Here is a 15887-nt window from a genome sequence, read left to right as displayed (position 1 = left end):
CCGTTACGCTACGCGGGTGATTTCCACCGTCACGTTCAGGGTTGATCCGCCGCCGCCCGAAAGGATGCCCTTCAGCGGCGAGACATCGCGGTAGTCGCGGCCCCGGGCCACGGACACATGAAAGTCGCTCACCGGACCGCTGTTGGTCGGATCCCAGCCCCGCCACTCGCCGTCCCACCATTCCACCCAGGCGTGTGACTGGCCGGCCACCGCCTCGCCCACGCCCGCCGTCCGGCGGGGGTGAAGGTAACCCGAGATGTAGCGGGCCGGAATTCCGAGGCTCCGCAGTGCGCCGATCGCGACGTGAGCGAGATCCTGGCACACGCCCTGGCGTTCGGCCCACGCGTCGCGCGCGTTGGACTGCACCCCGGTGACCCCCTGGACGTACTGCATTTCCTCCTTGAGCCAGTCGAAGATGCCGTGCGCGGCGGAGTGGGGGTCCTGGTTGCCGACGACGCCCTTCACGAGTTCACGGATTTCCTCGTTCGGTGCCGTCAAATGGGTGTCCGAAAGCCAGTCCGCGTAGTCGTTCAGGACGTCGTCGGACCGCAGCTGCTCCCAGCCCACCACCTCTTCCGGCGACGGGATCCGTTCGGTGCGGCTCACCTCGACGAGGGTCCGGGCGGACACCTCGAGCCGGTCGTGAGGGACCTGCACATCGAACGAGGTGACGCGGGTTCCCCAGTAATCGCGGTACGTCGCCATGGAGGCGCTCGACGGATTCAGGCTGATCGTGGACTCGAGCACGACCTGCTGCGAATCGGTCAGCGGCGTCATGCGCGCCTCGTTGTAGGACAGGGACACGCGGCGCAGGTAGTCGTACCCTGTGCGGTGGTCGATCAGCAGGCGGGTCATGAGACCTCCCCAACCCAGGACAGCTCCGCTTCCTGGGAGAAGTAGGTGCGTGAGACAGCATCGGAGGCTCGTGCACACGCCTTCTGGACTCGTTCCATATGTTCGGGCAGCTCCAGCATCAAGTCATCTGTCTGGTGGAATTCGAGGAAGGTGCGGGCCTGGCCGACAATCCGGCTGGCATCATTGATGAAGCCGACCCTCTGGTAGGCGGGATTGAGGTTCGTCAGGCATTTCTCGGCGTCGCTCAGGGCATAGACGATCGAGCGCGGGAAGAGCCTGTCCAGCAAGAGGAACTTCGCCGCATGCTGTTCCCCGAAGGAAGCCCGTCGTGTACGGAGGAAGGACTCGTAGGCGCCGGCGCAGCGGAGCATGTTCACCCAGGACAGGCCGGAGGCGTGGACGTCCCGGGTGGAGAGCATCCGGGCGGTCATGTCTGCCCGTTCCAGGCTGCGTCCCAGAACCAGGAACTGCCAGCTCTCATCGTGGCTCATGGTGGTGTCGGAAAGACCGCGCACCATGGCCGTGCGTTCGATCACCCAGTGGCAGAAGCGGTACGTTCCGACGACGTCCTTCCGGTGCTGCGTCAGTCCGTACCACGTGGTGTTCAGCCCCTCCCAGACGCTCCCGGACACGGTCTCACGGGCACGCCGCGCGTTTTCCCGGGCGGCCCCGAGAGCGCCGGCAATGGAGGTGGCGCTGCTGCGGTCGAACGCCAGCGCCTCAAGGAGTTCGGGCAGGCCGAAGTCTTCAGACTCGGGACGGCTGCCCATGACGCCGAGGAGCTGGCGGGACACGTCGCGCTGGACGGGACGGGGCATCTGGTTCAGGCGCTCAAGGTGAACGTCCAGGATCCGTGCCGTGCCGTCGGCGCGCTCAACATACCGGCCGATCCAGAACAGGGACTCCGCAATTCGGCTAAGCATCTGCCGGCACCTCTCCTTCTTGCTCTCCCGCGTGCTGTTGCTGCTGTTGCTCGGGCTGGCGGTCCTGCCGGCCGGTCTCGACCGGCCAGACACTGACGCGCTCGTGCAGCGGCGCCGCCGCAGGGGCCGCGGGTGCGCTGTCCGACTGGCCGTCCACCACCCAGGTGTCCTTCGACCCGCCGCCCTGGCTGGAATTGACGATCAGCGAGCCTTCCTTCATGGCCACCCGGGTCAGCCCTCCAGGAAGCACCCAGACGTTCTCGCCGTCGTTCACGGCGAAGGGGCGCAGGTCCACGTGACGCGGGCTGAACTGGCCGCCGGACATGGTGGGTACGGTGGACAGCTGCAGTACCGGCTGCGCAATCCAGCCGCGGGGGTCGGCGAGAACCCGGGCCCGAAGGGCAGCGAGTTCCTCCGCCGATGCGTCCGGGCCGATGACCAGGCCCTTGCCGCCGGATCCGTCCACCGGCTTCACCACGAGCTCGTCCAGGCGGTCGAGGACCTCCTCGCGCGCCGCCGGCTCCTCCAGACGGAACGTGTCGACGTTGGCGATGATCGGTTCCTCGCTGAGGTAGTAGCGGATCAGGTCAGGAACGTAGGTGTACACCAGCTTGTCGTCGGCGACGCCGTTGCCGACGGCGTTGGCGATGGTCACCATGCCCGCTCGCGCCGCATTGACCAGGCCGGGGCAGCCCAGGACGGAGTCCGCCCGGAACTGCAGGGGGTCGAGGAACTCATCATCGATGCGCTTGTAGATCACATCGACGCGCTGCTCACCCGCGGTGGTGCGCATGTAGACCCGGTTGCCGCGGCAGATGAGGTCCCGCCCCTCGACGAGCTCAACTCCCATCAGCCCGGCCAGGAGAGTGTGTTCGAAGTAGGCCGAGTTGAAGACTCCCGGCGTGAGGACGACGACGGTGGGATCCTCCACACCGGGCGGCGCGGTTTTCCGCAGGGCGGCGAGCAGCCGGCGTGGGTACTCCTCGACCGGGCGGATGTGCTGTTGCCCGAAGGCCTCGGGCAGGCCCTTCGCCATGGCTCGCCGGTTCTCAAGCACGTAGCTGACGCCGCTGGGAACCCGCACATTGTCTTCGAGTACGCGGAAGGTGCCCTCGTCGTCGCGCACCACATCGATGCCGGAAATGTGCACGCGCACCCCGCCGGCCGGGTCGAACCCAGCCACCTCGCGGTGGAAGTGCGCGGACGAGGTGATCAGACGCCGGGGAATGACGCCGTCGCTGACGACGGTCATCTTGTCGTAGATGTCATTCAGGAACGCTTCGAGCGCCCGGACCCGCTGCGAGACACCGCGTTCGAGGACATCCCAGTCCGAGCCCGCGATGACGCGCGGGACGATATCGAGCGGGAAGGGCCGCTCCTCCCCTGCAAAGTCGAAGGTCACCCCACGGTCAAGGAAGGTCCGCGCCATCGAATCCGCGCGGGCGGTCACGTCGGCGAGGTTGAGCTCGTCCAGGGCCGCCGCAACGGGCCGGTACTCCGCCCGGGGGTGATTGGCGGCGTCGAACATTTCGTCGTAGGCGACTGTTCGGCGGGCCACGGATGCGTAGTCTTCAAAGAGCTCGGACATGGGTCCACATTGCCATGCATCAGGCCCGAACACCTACCCCGGCACGGCCGCCGGTGGGAGCACGCCGCACAGACCTGCCCCCGCAGCGGCTGCCGTGGACCATGATTGAATGAGCCGGTGCACAACGAGAATCTGCGCCGCGATGAAGCGGCGGCCCGGTCAGCAGCCATCAGCGTCGCCAGCTACGACGTCACACTTGATCTGCGCACCGCCGAAGACAGCGCGAGCATCGGGTTTCCCTCACGGACGGTCATCACGTTCACCTCCCCGGCACCCGGCACAGACACGTTCCTGGACTTCATTTCCCCGGAGGTGGGGACCGTTAACCTCAACGGGACCGCCCTGGAACCGGCGGTGGTTGTCGACGGCGCACGCATCCGGCTCCCCGGCCTCGCCGAGCATAATTCCGTCACCGTGGACGGCACCGCCCTCTTCAGCCGCAGCGGTGAAGGATTGCACCGGTTCGAGGATCCTGCGGACGGCGCAACCTACCTCTACACCCAGTACGAACCTGCCGACGCGCGCCGCGTCTTCGCCTGCTTCGAGCAGCCCGACCTCAAGGCAACCTTCACGTTCCACGTCCGCGCCCCGGAATCGTGGACCGTTGCCTCCAACGGAGCGGAAAGCAGCAGGGACCGGCACGACGACGGCTCCGTCACCTGGCACTTCGAACCCACCCGGCGGATCTCGACCTACATCACCACCGTGCTTGCCGGCCCGTACGCCACCGTGGCCGACGAGTGGACCGGAATCGTCGGCGACGGCGAGGTCCTGACCGTGCCGCTGTCGCTCTACTGCCGCCGGTCCCTCGCCAAGCACCTTGACGCGGAGCGCATCTTTGACAGCACCCGGCGGGGACTGACGTATTTCCACGACCTGTTCCGCTACCCCTACCCGTTCGGCAAGTACGATCAGGCCTTTGTTCCCGAGTACAACCTCGGAGCCATGGAGAACCCGGGCCTGGTGACCTTCACCGAGTCCTACGTGTTCCAGTCGCGGGCCACGCAGGCGCAGTACGAGGCCCGGGACAACACGATCATGCACGAGATGGCGCACATGTGGTTCGGTGACCTCGTGACCATGACGTGGTGGGATGACCTGTGGCTGAAGGAATCCTTCGCGGACTTCATGGGCGCCCTCGCCGTGGCGGAGGCACTGGATTCGCCGTCGTCGTGGGTCACCTTCGCCACGCGCCGGAAGGCGTGGGCCTACCTGCAGGACCAGCTGCCTTCCACCCACCCGATCGTTGCGGACATCGTTGATCTTGAGGCAGCGAAACTGAACTTCGACGGCATCACCTACGCGAAGGGCGCGTCGGTGCTGAAGCAGCTCGTTGCGTACGCGGGCTTCGACGCGTTCGCTGCCGCTGCGCAGGCCTACTTCCGCGACCACGCCTACTCCAATACGACGCTGGAGGATTTCCTGGGCGCCCTGAGCACTGCCTCGGGACGGGACATGTCGGACTGGGCACGCCGATGGCTGCAGACCTCCGGAGTGCCGCAGCTCGCGGCCGAGGTGGAAACCGACGACGACGGCGCCTACACCTCCGTGACAATCACCCAGCGGGCGGTGGACCCGGGAACCCAGGAATCGGCACCGCGCCCGCACAGCGTCCGGCTCGGTCTGTACTCCCTCGACGCGAACGGGAGACTGCTGCGCACGTCCTCACACAGTGCCCTGGTGGACGGCGAACACACGGCCATTCGCGCGCTGGCCGGAGTCCCGCAACCGGATCTGCTCCTGATCAACGACGACGACCTCACCTACGCACGGCTCGTCTTCGACGAGCGATCCGTCGCAACACTTCTGGCGTCTGTGGACCGGATCGAGGAACCGCTGGCGCGGGCGGTGTGCCTGGCTGCGCTCTGGTCCTCGACCCGGGACGCCCTGCTGAGCGCCGAGGATTACGTGGCAGCGGCGGAACGCGCGGCCCAGGCCGAAACCGTGGTGGGGATCCTCCAGCAGCTGCTCCAGAACGCGGGCCACGCGATCGAGCGCTATGCGCCCCGGGTGACCCGGCCGGCGCTTCGCGAACGGTTTGCGGCATTCCTCGAACGCGGCCTGAAGAGCGCTCAACCGGGATCCGACCACCAGCTGCTCTGGGCCCGCGCAACGGCTGCCGTGGCCAGGAAAACACCCACCCCCGCTCCGCTGCTGCGTGGGCTGCTGGACGGGAGCCGGTCCCTTGAGGGACTGGCCGTCGACGATGAGCTGGCCTGGCAGCTGTGGCAGGGGCTCGCAGCGCAGAACCTTGCGACCGCCGATGAACTGGAGGCTGCCCTCCAGCGGGACCGGACGGCAGCAGGCCGTGTCGGTTTCACCACGGCCTGCACTGCGGTCCCGGATGCAGCGGTCAAGGCCAGGGCCTGGAAGGAGATCGTCTTCGGGGACCGGCTGTCCAACGAGCTGCTCAGCGCCACGATCGCCGGTTTCCGGGAAGGTCCCGTCGAGCTTCGCGAGCCGTATGTGCGCCCGTACTTCGAGGAGATCGACCGGGTGTGGCGTGAGCTGCCGATCGAAATGTCGGCAAGGATTGTGCGCGGACTCTATCCGGGAGACCATGACCTCGGTGCGGACGAGGCGCCACGGGACCATCCCGTCGTCGTGCTGACCGACTCGTGGCTCGCCGGTCACGCTGACGCACCGCAGTCGCTGCGGCGGATCGTGCTGGAGGAGCGCGACCACCTGGTGCGTGCGCTGCGGGCGCAGGCTGCGGCGTTGCAGGATCAGGGCACGCGATAGAGCCAGTCCGCTGTACCGAACTTCTCCTCCACCAGGACCTGCGCCGCGGACACCTCCGCCGGGTGCAGCGTTCCGTCCACCGCCTGGTACCGCTCGCGGAAGGTGTCGCTCAGGACGCGGATGATCTCCTCGCGTGGCAGTCCGGTCTGCCGGCGCAGCGGGTCAACCCGCTTTTTGGCGCTCCTGATCCCCTTGTCCGAGAGTTTCTCCCGGCCGATCCTCAGGACCTCTAGCATCTTGTCCGCGTCGATGTCGTAGGACATGGTCACGTGGTGGAGCATGCCCCCGTTGCCCAGCCGCTTCTGGGCTGCGCCGCCGATTTTTCCGACGTCGGTCGCGATGTCGTTGAGGGGCTGGTACCAGGCGGTGATGCCGAGCTTCCTGAGCCCCTCCATCACCCAGTCGTCGAGGAAGGGGTAGGAATCCGCAAAGCTCAGGCCGTCAACCAGGGACTGTGGAACGTACAGGGAGTAGGTGATGGCGTTTCCGTGCTCCATGAACATGGTTCCGCCACCGCTGATGCGGCGCACCACGCTGACGCCGTGACGCCGGACCGCATCGCTGTCCACCTCGTTGCGCATGGACTGGAAGCTGCCGATGACCACCGAAGGGCTCTCCCACTCCCAGAAGCGAAGGGTGGGGTTCCGCCGCCCGGCGCCCACCTCGCGGGTCAGCACCTCATCCATGGCGACGTGCATCGCCGTCGGAAGCGGGGTCGGGCCGATGATCTCCCACTGGTGGTCGGCCCAGGAGGAGGCCATCCCGACGGCCCGACGGACGGCGGTAGCTACCGCCTCCGGGGAGAAGCCGAACATTTCGGCGTCCGGCCGGAGCCGCTGACGGACTGCAGTTGCCAGTTCCCCGTGCGGCGTCCCGATGGGCCGACCCTCAAGAGCGGCGTTGATGTCGTCAAGGGCCTCATCCGGTTCCAGGAAGAAGTCGCCATTGATGGACACACCGCTGAACCGGCCGTCGGCAACGCCGAGGTCTGCGACAACGAGTTTGCCGCCCGCCACCTTGAATTCCCCGTGATATTCCCGCCGTGCCGCCCGTTCCATGGCTCTCCTGACGCCCCGTCCGCTGTACACCCCGTTAAACCACTGGGCCCGAACCGGAAATTCCGGTTCGGGCCCAGCAATAATATTCGGGACGCCTTACTTCTTGCCGAAGCCCTTGAAGCGCTGGTTGAAGCGCTCAACGCGGCCGGCGGAGTCCATGATGCGCTGCTTGCCGGTGTAGAACGGGTGCGACTCAGAAGAGATTTCCACCTCTACCAGCGGGTAGGTGTTGCCGTCTTCCCATTCAACCGTCTTGTCAGAGGTCACGGTGGAGCGGGTCAGGAAAGACTTCTCGGAAGCGAGATCGCGGAAAACGACCGCTGCGTACTTGGGGTGAATATCAGACTTCATGGCGGTACCTTCTGTTGTTGCCTGGATTTTGCCAGACACCGGTGGTTTGAAAGTTAGGGGCCCGTGGGCCAGCAACCAACTCTACCGCACGGGCGCGGGATCCGCGAAAGCAGCGCGGCCCCGTCAGCGTGTACCCGCCCGGCATTCCCAGAAGGCGACGGCGCCCGCCGCGGCGACGTTGAGCGAGTCGACGGCGGCGTTCATCGGAATACGGACAGCGACGTCGGCCTGTTGGACCGTCTGCGGCGACAGGCCCTCACCTTCGGTGCCCAGAATGAGGGCAAGGCGGTCGTGATTGCGCCGGGACAGCTCCTGTAGCTCGATCGAGCCGGGGCCAAGCGCCAGCGCCGCCACCAGGAAACCGGAACTGCGCAGCGTGCCGATGGCCGCGGGCCAGGATTCCAGCCGCACCCACGGGACCTGGAAGACGGTGCCCATGCTCACCCGGATCGCCCTCCGATAGAGGGGGTCGGCGCAGCGCGGCGTCACCAGGACGGCGTCGATCCCGAGTGCCGCCGCTGACCGGAAGACCGCTCCGAGGTTTGTGTGGTCGACCATGTCCTCGAGGACCGCAACGCGGCGGGCGTCCCTGAGGACCTCCCCCAGATCGAGGGGTGCCGGCCGGTTCATCGCGGCGAGCGCTCCGCGGTGGAGGTGGAAACCGGTGATCTCCTCCAGGACAGCCTCCGACCCGACATATGCCGGAACCCCGGGGAACCGGGCAAGGATGTCTTCAAGGTCCGGCAGCCATTTGTCGGTCAGGAAGAAGGACCGCGGCGTGTGGCCGGCGTCGATGGCCCGTCGGAGGACCTTGGTGCTCTCGGCGATGTAGAGCCCCTCCGCAGGTTCCCGGCGCCTGCGCAGCTGCGTGTCGGTGAGGCCGGTGTAATCGCTGACGCGCGGGTCTGCGGCATCGCTGAGCCGTTCCAGGGCCACCTAGCTCACCAGCCGCGCGATCATCACGTACAACGCCACCAGTCCGAGGACCACAATGACGCTCCGCAGTACGACGGGGGAAAGCCGCCGCCCGACCTTCGACCCGATGACACCGCCGATCAGGGAACCGACGGCGATGAGCAGGACCACCCACCACTCGATCCTGTCGAACGCGAAGATCATGTAGGAGACGGCCGCGATGAGGTTCACGCCGAGGACGAGTACGTTCTTCATTGCGTTGGCTGCCTGCATGGTGCCATGGAGGAACACCCCCAGGATGCCGACCAGCAGGATTCCCTGCGCCGCGACGAAGTATCCCCCGTAGACGCCGGCCAGGAACACGAGCAGGGTCAGGGCCAGCGGATGGGAACGCGTGGGCGGTTTCGCCTCGGCGCGGCGCCGCACCCAGCGCTGCAGCCGGGGCTGGAAGATCACGAAGCCGAGGGCCACGACGATCAGGAAGGGCGCCACCACCTCGAAGACCGTTTCCGGAAGGTTCAGCAGGAGTGCCGCCCCGAGAATCCCGCCGAGCAGTGAAGCGGGCAGGAGCCGCGCCAGCGTGCGGCCGTTGCCCTTCAGTTCTTCGCGGTAGCCCCACGCCCCGGACACATTTCCGGCCACCAGCCCCATGGCGTTACTGATGGTGGCGGTCACAGGGGCGTATCCCAGTGCCACCAGGATGGGGAACGTCACAAGCGTTCCCGATCCCACGATTGTGTTGATGGTCCCTGCCCAGAGACCGCCGAGCAGAATCAGCGCATCGCGCAACAGGTCCACGTTGGTGCTGCCGCTGCGCTAGGACCGCGCGACGGCGCTGTACCGGCCGTCGCGCCGGGTGACCTCGAGCGGGAGGTCGAAGGCCTGGCTCAGGTGCTCCGCCACCAGCACGTCATCGATGGGGCCTGCGGCGACTACCGCGCCGTCGCGCAGCAGCATCGCGTGGGTGAACCCGGGCGGCACCTCCTCAAGGTGGTGCGTCACCAGGACGATGGCCGGCGAGTCCTCATCGGCGGCGAGTTCGCTCAGGCGGGCAACCAGGTCCTCGCGGCCCGCGAGGTCCAGGCCCGCCGCCGGCTCGTCAAGCAGCAGGAGTTCCGGATCCGCCATGAGGGCACGCGCAATCTGGACCCGCTTGCGTTCGCCCTCGCTCAGCGACGCGAACGGTCTGTTCAGCATGGTGGAGACGCCCCAGTTGTGGAGCAGGTTGAACGCCCGGCGTTCGTCGAGCTTCTCGTACTGTTCGCGCCAGCGGCCGGTAACTCCGTAGGAGGCCGTCACCACAACGTTGAGGACTGTTTCATGTTCGGGGATCTGTGCTGCCAGAGAGGCGGAGGCCAGGCCGATCCGCGGACGCAGTTCGAAGACGTCAACGGCGCCGAGCACCTCGTCGAGGATGCCCGCAACGCCCCGCGTGGGGTGGATCCGGGCACCGGCAATCTGCAGCAGAGTGGTCTTCCCGGCGCCGTTGGGGCCCATTATGACCCAGCGCTCACCTTCCCGGACCTGCCAGTCGATGTCGTCCAGCAGCGCCTTTCCGCCGCGGACAAGGCTCACCCCGGAGAGTTCAAGAACATCACTCATGAGAGTAGACACTAGGCCAAGAGCGGCCCGGAACGTTAAATGAAACGCCAGCGTGCGCAAGGGGGTCCGCCGGGGATCGCCCACCCGTTTCACGGCGGCTGCGGCGGGCACCATAATGGCTGGTGAGGAGTCGGATCGAGGAAAGGCCGCAGGCACGTGACGGAGATGTACAGGGTTGTCAGCTTCGGCACCCGCCTGGAGGATTCCCACTCGGCGAAGGTGCGCCGGGCACTGCAGGAGACCGGCGCCGTCGTCGTCGGTGAAAGCCGGAGCGATTCCGGCAGGTACCAGGTCGCCGGGCTGACCGTCAGTACCGACCACGGGATCGACACGCTGCGGACGGCGGTCGCTCCGCTGGCCTCGGACGGTACGGGGATCGCGGTGGTGCCGCCGGCGCTGCTCGGCGAGGGAACCAAGCTGCTGATCATGGACGTGGATTCCACCCTGATCAAGCAGGAGGTGATCGAGCTTCTCGCCGCCCATGCAGGCCGCGAAGCGGAGGTTGCCGCCGTCACGGAGTCGGCCATGCGCGGCGAACTCGACTTCGCGCAGAGCCTGCATGCCCGGGTGGCCGTGCTGGCGGGCCTGGCTGAAGGCGTGATCGAGGATGTGGGAACACGGATCGAACTGAGCGAGGGAGCGGAACATCTGATCGAGGCGTTCCTGGAGGCGGGCCACGTGGTTGCGGTTGTGTCCGGGGGTTTCAGCCAGATCCTGGAGCCGCTCGCGGCGCGGCTGAACCTGACGCATGCCAAAGCCAACGAACTCGGCGTGGATGCGGGCACGCTCACCGGGTCGGTGATCGGTCCGGTGGTGGACCGTGCGGAGAAGGAGCGCTGCCTGCGCGCGTGGTCTGAAGCGGCCGGGATTCCCCTGGAGCGCACGATCGCTGTGGGCGATGGCGCCAACGACCTCGACATGCTGGCCGCGGCAGGGCTTGGCGTCGCCTTCAACGCCAAGCCCGCCGTGCGTGCCGCCGCCGACGTGGCGGTGAACTTCCCGTACCTGGACGTTGTGCGCCACTTCGTGCGGCTGTAGGCCGCTGCGGGGACCGCAGCGGCCCGGATGGTGTCGCTAGCGGGTGAAGTGCTCCGCGCCGCCGACGTACTCGGTGTGGCCGGTGGGGACGTCCGCCGTGGCCATGGCAACGATTTCCGCCGCGAACTCCTCCACCGAGTAGAGCCGGCCGGCTTCCTGCCTCCTGGCCTCGATGGCGCCGGGAGCAGCACGGTCCAGCAGCGTGGCGGTGACCGTGCCCTCGATCATGTCCCCTGAAACAACCACGAAGCTGATGCCGCGTTCGGTCAGGGCGGGAATCAGGTCCCGGAGTGCGTCCTCACCGGCGCGCTTGCTGCGTGCAACGGGCTCATACGCGTCCATGGTGGCCACTGAATTGATGAAGTGGGCCTGGTGGCTGGTGACGAACACAACCCTGGATCCGACCGGCATCACCTCAAGTGCCGCCTGGAGCATGCCCACCTGGGCGTCGCGGTTGAGCTTGAGCGCGTAGTCCTCGCCCAGACCGGTCTCCATGCCGCCGGAGGCGTTGAGGACCAGCAGGTTGAGCCCGCCGAAATTCTGCACGGCAGCATCGACCAGTGCCTGCGCGCCGTCCGGTGAGGTCAGGTCGGCGCCCACCGCAACGGCCCGGCCGCCGGCTGCTTCGATACCGGAGACCACCTTCTTGGCCCGCGGCGCCTTCTGCCGGTAATTGACGACGACGGCGGCACCCTGCTCAGCGAGCAGCCGCGCCACCTCCGCGCCGATTCCGCGGGATGATCCCGTGACGATTGCCGTTGTGCTGTCCAGTGCGCCCATGGGTGGGTGTCTCCTTGATTCTGTTGGTCCTGCTGGGGTAGGTCGGTGAATTGCTCTGCGTCAGTGGCCCATTCCGAGGCCGCCGTCAACGGGGATGACCGCGCCAGAGATATACGCCGCCTCATCGCTGGCGACCCAGCGGACCACGTTGGCCACTTCATCCGACTCGGCGAACCGTCCCGCCGGAATCGAGGAGAGGTAGTTCTGCTGGGTTTCAGCCGGGAGGGCGGCCGTCATGTCCGTGTTGATGAAGCCGGGTGCGACGACGTTGCAGGTGATCCCCCGCGATCCGAGTTCACGGGTGAGTGACCGGGCAATACCCACCAGGCCCGCCTTCGAGGCGGAGTAGTTGATCTGGCCCGGTGCGCCGTAGAGACCGGAAACGGAGGAAATGAGCACGATGCGTCCCTTGCGCAGGCGGATCATTCCCCTGCTGGCGCGCTTGATGACGCGGAATGCACCGGTGAGGTTGGTGTCGACCACGTCGGTGAAGTCCGACTCGCTCATGCGCAGCAGGAGGGTGTCCCGCGTGATACCGGCGTTGGCAATGAGCACCTCCACCGGCCCGTGCGCCTCCTCGACCTCCGCGAACGCAGCATCGATCTGCGCGGTGTCCGTGACGTCAGCCTTCACCCCGAGCATGCCGGGCGGAACGTCACCGCTGCGGTGGGTGATGGCTACCCGGTCGCCGTTGGCGAGGAAGGACTGCGCGATGGCCAGCCCGATCCCGCGGTTGCCGCCCGTCACCAGGACGCTTCGCCCGGTCTTCTGTTCTGGCGTTCCAGCGGCGGTGTTTTCCTGCATGGAGGGTCCTTTCGTCAGTCAGCGGTGCCTGCATCCGTACGATCCTAGCGGCGAGGGCGGGAACTTTAACAACGGCTGACGGAGTGAGACAATGGAAGAGTCCCCTTGGAGTGTGATGATCAAGCTGAGCCATCAGTCAAAGCGCCGCCCGGAAATCCATAACATCAGTGATGCCCGCGAGGCGCACAGTGATGAGATGCGCCAGCGGATGATCAAGTACTCCGTATCCATGGGTATCCGGATGGTGTGCCTGATCCTGGTGTTCGTGGTGGAGGGCTGGCTGCAGTGGGTCATGATTGCCGGGGCCGTTTTCCTGCCCTACTTTGCGGTGATCATCGCAAACGGCGGAAGCGACACCAGTAACCTCGCGCACAGCGACTCTCTGCTGGACCGCGCACCTGCGCCCGAACTCGAGGCGCCGGCCCCCGGCGCTGCCCAGGCAGGGGAACCAGTCACGCTCCAGGGCGAAATCGTCGAGGAACAGGGTGGGCAACCGGATACGGGTACGCATTCGGATACGGAAACCGGCAGGAAGGAAGGAGCGGCGTGAGCATTTTCGATCAGCTCCCGGGTGCAAAGCCCTCCCCCGCAGCGGGCGAACCCGGTGCCCCCGTGTGTTCCCGGAAGGCCTGCCGGCAGAGCGCGTCCTGGCAGCTCCTCTGGAACAACCCCCGCATCCATACACCGGAACGCCGGAAGGTGTGGCTGGCCTGCTCCGAGCACCGTGAGTGGCTCCAGGAGTATCTGACCACGCGGGGGTTATGGAAGCAGACGCTGCCGCTGGAAGGCAGTCCGGCCGCACCGTGAACATCCTGAGATATCTGGCGACACCCCGCTGGTTCGGCTGGCTGGCGCTTGTGCTGGTCCTTGCTGCCGCCTGCACCGCGCTGGGGCTGTGGCAGCTGGACCGGCGTGACCAGGCGGCTGCGACCGTCAACACGGTACAGGCCAACTATGACCGGACCCCTGTCCCCTACTCCCCGGAGTTCTTCGAGGCCTTCGAGGAAAACGCCGAATGGACCCCGGTCACCCTTGTAGGGGAATATGACTCCGCCGGACAGCGCATTGTCCGCAACCGTCCGCTCAACGGCCGTCCCGGGTACGAGGTGCTGGTTCCCTTGAAGCTGAAGGACGGCACCGCCGTCGTCATAAACCGTGGGTGGCTGCCCATCGGCAATGATCAGGCCGGCCGCCCCGACGACGTTCCACCGGCACCGGACGGCGAGGTCACCGTCGTCGCGCGCATCCGGCCGGCAGAGCCCGCCCTTGACCGCTCAGCGCCCGCCGGGCAACTGGCCTCGATCGACCTGGCCGAGTACAGGGAACAGCTTGGGTACCCGGTGTCCACCGCCGCCTACGGGCTGCTGGCCAGCGAAACACCCGCCCCCGCAACCGCGCCGGTTGCACCGGCAAAGCCCGCCATCGACCTCGGACCGCATCTGTCCTACTCGATGCAGTGGTTTGCGTTCGGCGTCCTCTTGTTCGTGGGACTGGGCTATGCAGCCCGTCAGCAGTACCTCATCGACCATGAAGACGCGGGCGCACCCCCGGTGCCCGCACGGGCACGACGGCGGCCTTCATCCGAAGAGGAAGAGGACGCCATTCTCGATGCCCGGGGCCTCTAGGCCAGGGTCACCAGTTCGAGGTAATCGTCGTTCCAGAGGTCCTCGACGCCGTCGGGCAGCAGCACCACCCGTTCCGGGTTGAGCGCGTCCACGGCTCCCTCATCGTGGCTGACAAGGACAACGGCGCCGGAGTAGTTCCGCAGCGCTCCGAGGATTTCCGCACGGCTGGCGGGGTCCAGGTTGTTGGTCGGTTCGTCGAGGAGCAGCACGTTGGCCGAGGACGCCACGATGGTTGCCAGTGCCAGGCGCGTTTTTTCACCGCCGGAGAGTACTCCGGCCGGCTTGTCGACGTCGTCGCCTGAGAAGAGGAACGATCCGAGGATGCCGCGCACCTCGGCATCGCGCATGTCCGGTGCTGAGGACCTCATGTTTTCCAGGACCGTCCGCTCGGTATCGAGGGTTTCATGCTCCTGAGCGTAGTAGCCCACCTTCAGTCCGTGTCCCGGGACGATTTTCCCGGTATCCGGCTGGTCGACGCCCGCGAGCATGCGCAGCAGCGTGGTCTTGCCCGCACCGTTGAGCCCGAGGATCACCACCTTGGATCCCCGGTCGATGGCCAGGTCAACGTCGGTGAAAATCTCCAGCGAGCCGTAGGACTTGCTCAGGCCCTCCGCGGTCATCGGAGTACGCCCGCAGGGTGCAGGTTCCGGGAAACGCAGCGCGGCAACCCGGTCGGAGGCGCGCACGGCGTCCAGGCCGGAGAGCATCCGCTCGGCGCGCTTGGCCATGTTCTGCGCCGCCACGGCCTTGGTGGCCTTGGCTCGCATCTTGTTGGCCTGGTCGATCAGTACCTGGGCCTTCTTCTCGGTGTTGGCCCGCTCGCGCTTCCGCGCGCGTTCATCGGTTTCACGCTGCTGCACATACCGCTTCCAGCCCATGTTGTAGAGGTCGATCGTGGAGCGGTTGGCGTCCAGGTGGAAGACCTTGTTCACGGTCGCCTCGAGCAGGTCGACGTCGTGGCTGATGACGATGAGGCCGCCCTGGTGGTTCTTCAGGAAGTCGCGCAGCCAGGTGATGGAGTCCGCATCCAGGTGGTTGGTCGGCTCATCCAGGAGCATGGTCTCCGCACCGGAGTAGAGGATGCGGGCGAGCTCGACCCGCCGGCGCTGACCACCGGAGAGGGTCTTCAGCGGCTGGTTGAGGATGCGCTCGGGCAGGGCGAGATTCGAGGAAATCGCTGCGGCCTCCGCTTCTGCGGCGTACCCGCCGTGCGCCAGGAATTCGCTTTCCAGGCGGTCGTAGCGGCCCATCGCCTTGTCTCGAACCTTCGGGTCCTCGCTGGCCATCTGGTCCTGCGTCTCCCTGAGCTTCCCCACCACAACGTCCAGGTTGCGGGCCGAGAGAATCCGGTCGCGGGCCAGCTGCTCCATGTTGGGCGTCCGGGGGTCCTGCGGCAGGTAGCCGATCTCGCCGGTCCGGGTCACCGAGCCCGCAGCCGGGAGTCCCTCACCGGCGAGAACACGGGTGAGGGTGGTCTTGCCGGCTCCGTTGCGGCCGACGAGTCCGATCTTGTCTCCCCGGTCTACCCGGAAGGACACCTGGTCCATCAGTAGCCGTGCGCCCGCGCGCAGTTCAAGATTCGACACGGTAATCACAGTGACTGGGC

Annotated in this window: 16 protein-coding genes; 5 read left to right on the top strand and 11 right to left on the bottom strand. The window is 66.7% G+C overall.

Going from position 1 to position 15887, the window contains the following annotated elements; genetic code table 11:
• Nucleotides 1-3: 3 nt before the first annotated feature.
• Genes BLS52_RS04095 through BLS52_RS04085 form a run of 3 tightly spaced genes read right to left on the bottom strand, consistent with a single transcriptional unit; the run spans nt 4 to nt 3366 of the window.
• Nucleotides 4-855: a transglutaminase family protein gene (locus BLS52_RS04095; protein WP_026543607.1), complete on the bottom strand. Its 852-nt coding sequence runs from the start codon at nt 853-855 to the stop codon at nt 4-6.
• Nucleotides 852-1778: an alpha-E domain-containing protein gene (locus tag BLS52_RS04090; protein ID WP_090584628.1), complete on the bottom strand. Its 927-nt coding sequence runs from the start codon at nt 1776-1778 to the stop codon at nt 852-854. Before BLS52_RS04090 ends, BLS52_RS04095 begins: the two co-directional genes overlap by 4 nt.
• On the bottom strand, nt 1771-3366 hold the full coding sequence (locus BLS52_RS04085; protein ID WP_026543609.1) for a circularly permuted type 2 ATP-grasp protein: 1596 nt from the start codon (nt 3364-3366) through the stop codon (nt 1771-1773). Before BLS52_RS04085 ends, BLS52_RS04090 begins: the two co-directional genes overlap by 8 nt.
• A gap of 117 nt (nt 3367-3483) precedes the next feature.
• Here BLS52_RS04085 and pepN point away from each other — a divergent pair, with 117 nt between their 5' ends.
• Complete coding sequence (pepN, locus tag BLS52_RS04080; protein WP_090584626.1) at nt 3484-6108, top strand: aminopeptidase N; 2625 nt, start codon at nt 3484-3486, stop codon at nt 6106-6108.
• Here the strand turns inward: pepN and lplAB are convergent.
• The 5 genes from lplAB to BLS52_RS04055 form a co-directional block, all read right to left on the bottom strand.
• Nucleotides 6093-7166, bottom strand: a complete 1074-nt coding sequence (gene lplAB / locus BLS52_RS04075; RefSeq protein ID WP_090584624.1) for a lipoate-protein ligase LplAB — start codon at nt 7164-7166, stop codon at nt 6093-6095. The genes pepN and lplAB overlap by 16 nt on opposite strands.
• 96 nt (nt 7167-7262) lie before the next feature.
• Nucleotides 7263-7517: a type B 50S ribosomal protein L31 gene (locus BLS52_RS04070; protein ID WP_026543612.1), complete on the bottom strand. Its 255-nt coding sequence runs from the start codon at nt 7515-7517 to the stop codon at nt 7263-7265.
• A 123-nt stretch (nt 7518-7640) separates the two neighbouring features.
• Nucleotides 7641-8453, bottom strand: a complete 813-nt coding sequence (locus BLS52_RS04065; protein ID WP_026543613.1) for a TrmH family RNA methyltransferase — start codon at nt 8451-8453, stop codon at nt 7641-7643.
• Entirely contained in the window at nt 8454-9230 is a 777-nt protein-coding gene (locus tag BLS52_RS04060; protein ID WP_026543614.1) for a sulfite exporter TauE/SafE family protein, read from the bottom strand.
• 18 nt (nt 9231-9248) lie between these two features.
• Nucleotides 9249-10034 (bottom strand): ABC transporter ATP-binding protein, encoded by a 786-nt coding sequence (locus tag BLS52_RS04055; protein WP_026543615.1) that lies wholly within the window; start codon nt 10032-10034, stop codon nt 9249-9251.
• 156 nt (nt 10035-10190) lie between these two features.
• Between BLS52_RS04055 and serB the strand changes: the two genes are divergently transcribed.
• Nucleotides 10191-11072, top strand: a complete 882-nt coding sequence (gene serB / locus BLS52_RS04050; protein WP_425425021.1) for a phosphoserine phosphatase SerB — start codon at nt 10191-10193, stop codon at nt 11070-11072.
• Between the two features lie 36 nt (nt 11073-11108).
• Here the strand turns inward: serB and BLS52_RS04045 are convergent, their stop codons facing one another.
• Together BLS52_RS04045 and BLS52_RS04040 are read right to left on the bottom strand one after the other, a co-directional pair.
• The gene (locus tag BLS52_RS04045; protein ID WP_026543616.1) at nt 11109-11852 is read right to left on the bottom strand and encodes an SDR family oxidoreductase; all 744 of its coding nucleotides are present in this window, start codon (nt 11850-11852) and stop codon (nt 11109-11111) included.
• Nucleotides 11853-11912: 60 nt separating this feature from the next.
• Nucleotides 11913-12656, bottom strand: coding sequence for a beta-ketoacyl-ACP reductase (locus BLS52_RS04040; RefSeq protein ID WP_051470316.1), 744 nt, complete (start codon nt 12654-12656; stop codon nt 11913-11915).
• A gap of 91 nt (nt 12657-12747) precedes the next feature.
• Here BLS52_RS04040 and BLS52_RS04035 point away from each other — a divergent pair, with 91 nt between their 5' ends.
• The 3 genes from BLS52_RS04035 to BLS52_RS04025 are packed head-to-tail and all read left to right on the top strand — an operon-like array spanning nt 12748 to nt 14281.
• Nucleotides 12748-13206: a DUF3099 domain-containing protein gene (locus tag BLS52_RS04035; RefSeq protein ID WP_090584623.1), complete on the top strand. Its 459-nt coding sequence runs from the start codon at nt 12748-12750 to the stop codon at nt 13204-13206.
• A complete protein-coding gene (locus tag BLS52_RS04030) occupies nt 13203-13463 on the top strand; it encodes a hypothetical protein (protein WP_400582621.1) in 261 nt (86 codons plus the stop codon). The genes BLS52_RS04035 and BLS52_RS04030 overlap by 4 nt, the downstream gene beginning before the upstream one ends.
• 2 nt (nt 13464-13465) lie before the next feature.
• Nucleotides 13466-14281, top strand: a complete 816-nt coding sequence (locus BLS52_RS04025; protein WP_090584841.1) for an SURF1 family cytochrome oxidase biogenesis protein — start codon at nt 13466-13468, stop codon at nt 14279-14281.
• Here the strand turns inward: BLS52_RS04025 and BLS52_RS04020 are convergent.
• Nucleotides 14278-15876 carry an ABC-F family ATP-binding cassette domain-containing protein gene (locus BLS52_RS04020; protein WP_090584621.1) on the bottom strand — a complete coding sequence of 533 codons (1599 nt, stop codon included), beginning with the start codon at nt 15874-15876 and terminating at the stop codon, nt 14278-14280. The genes BLS52_RS04025 and BLS52_RS04020 overlap by 4 nt on opposite strands.
• Nucleotides 15877-15887 lie beyond the last annotated feature (11 nt).

It is taken from the genome of Arthrobacter subterraneus (assembly GCF_900099735.1).
Taxonomy (GTDB): domain Bacteria; phylum Actinomycetota; class Actinomycetes; order Actinomycetales; family Micrococcaceae; genus Arthrobacter_D; species Arthrobacter_D subterraneus.
This window is presented reverse-complemented; position numbering and strand designations above follow the sequence as displayed.

Excerpts from the sequence above, each read along its gene's own strand:
- BLS52_RS04090 (WP_090584628.1), bottom strand. The coding sequence starts at position 1,778 with ATGCTTAGCCGAATTGCGGAGTCCCTGTTCTGGATCGGCCGGTATGTT.
- BLS52_RS04095 (WP_026543607.1), bottom strand. The coding sequence starts at position 855 with ATGACCCGCCTGCTGATCGACCACCGCACAGGGTACGACTACCTGCGC.
- lplAB (WP_090584624.1), bottom strand. The coding sequence starts at position 7,166 with ATGGAACGGGCGGCACGGCGGGAATATCACGGGGAATTCAAGGTGGCG.
- BLS52_RS04055 (WP_026543615.1), bottom strand. The coding sequence starts at position 10,034 with ATGAGTGATGTTCTTGAACTCTCCGGGGTGAGCCTTGTCCGCGGCGGA.
- BLS52_RS04085 (WP_026543609.1), bottom strand. The coding sequence starts at position 3,366 with ATGTCCGAGCTCTTTGAAGACTACGCATCCGTGGCCCGCCGAACAGTC.
- BLS52_RS04045 (WP_026543616.1), bottom strand. The coding sequence starts at position 11,852 with ATGGGCGCACTGGACAGCACAACGGCAATCGTCACGGGATCATCCCGC.
- BLS52_RS04040 (WP_051470316.1), bottom strand. The coding sequence starts at position 12,656 with ATGCAGGAAAACACCGCCGCTGGAACGCCAGAACAGAAGACCGGGCGA.
- BLS52_RS04035 (WP_090584623.1), top strand. The coding sequence starts at position 12,748 with ATGGAAGAGTCCCCTTGGAGTGTGATGATCAAGCTGAGCCATCAGTCA.
- BLS52_RS04070 (WP_026543612.1), bottom strand. The coding sequence starts at position 7,517 with ATGAAGTCTGATATTCACCCCAAGTACGCAGCGGTCGTTTTCCGCGAT.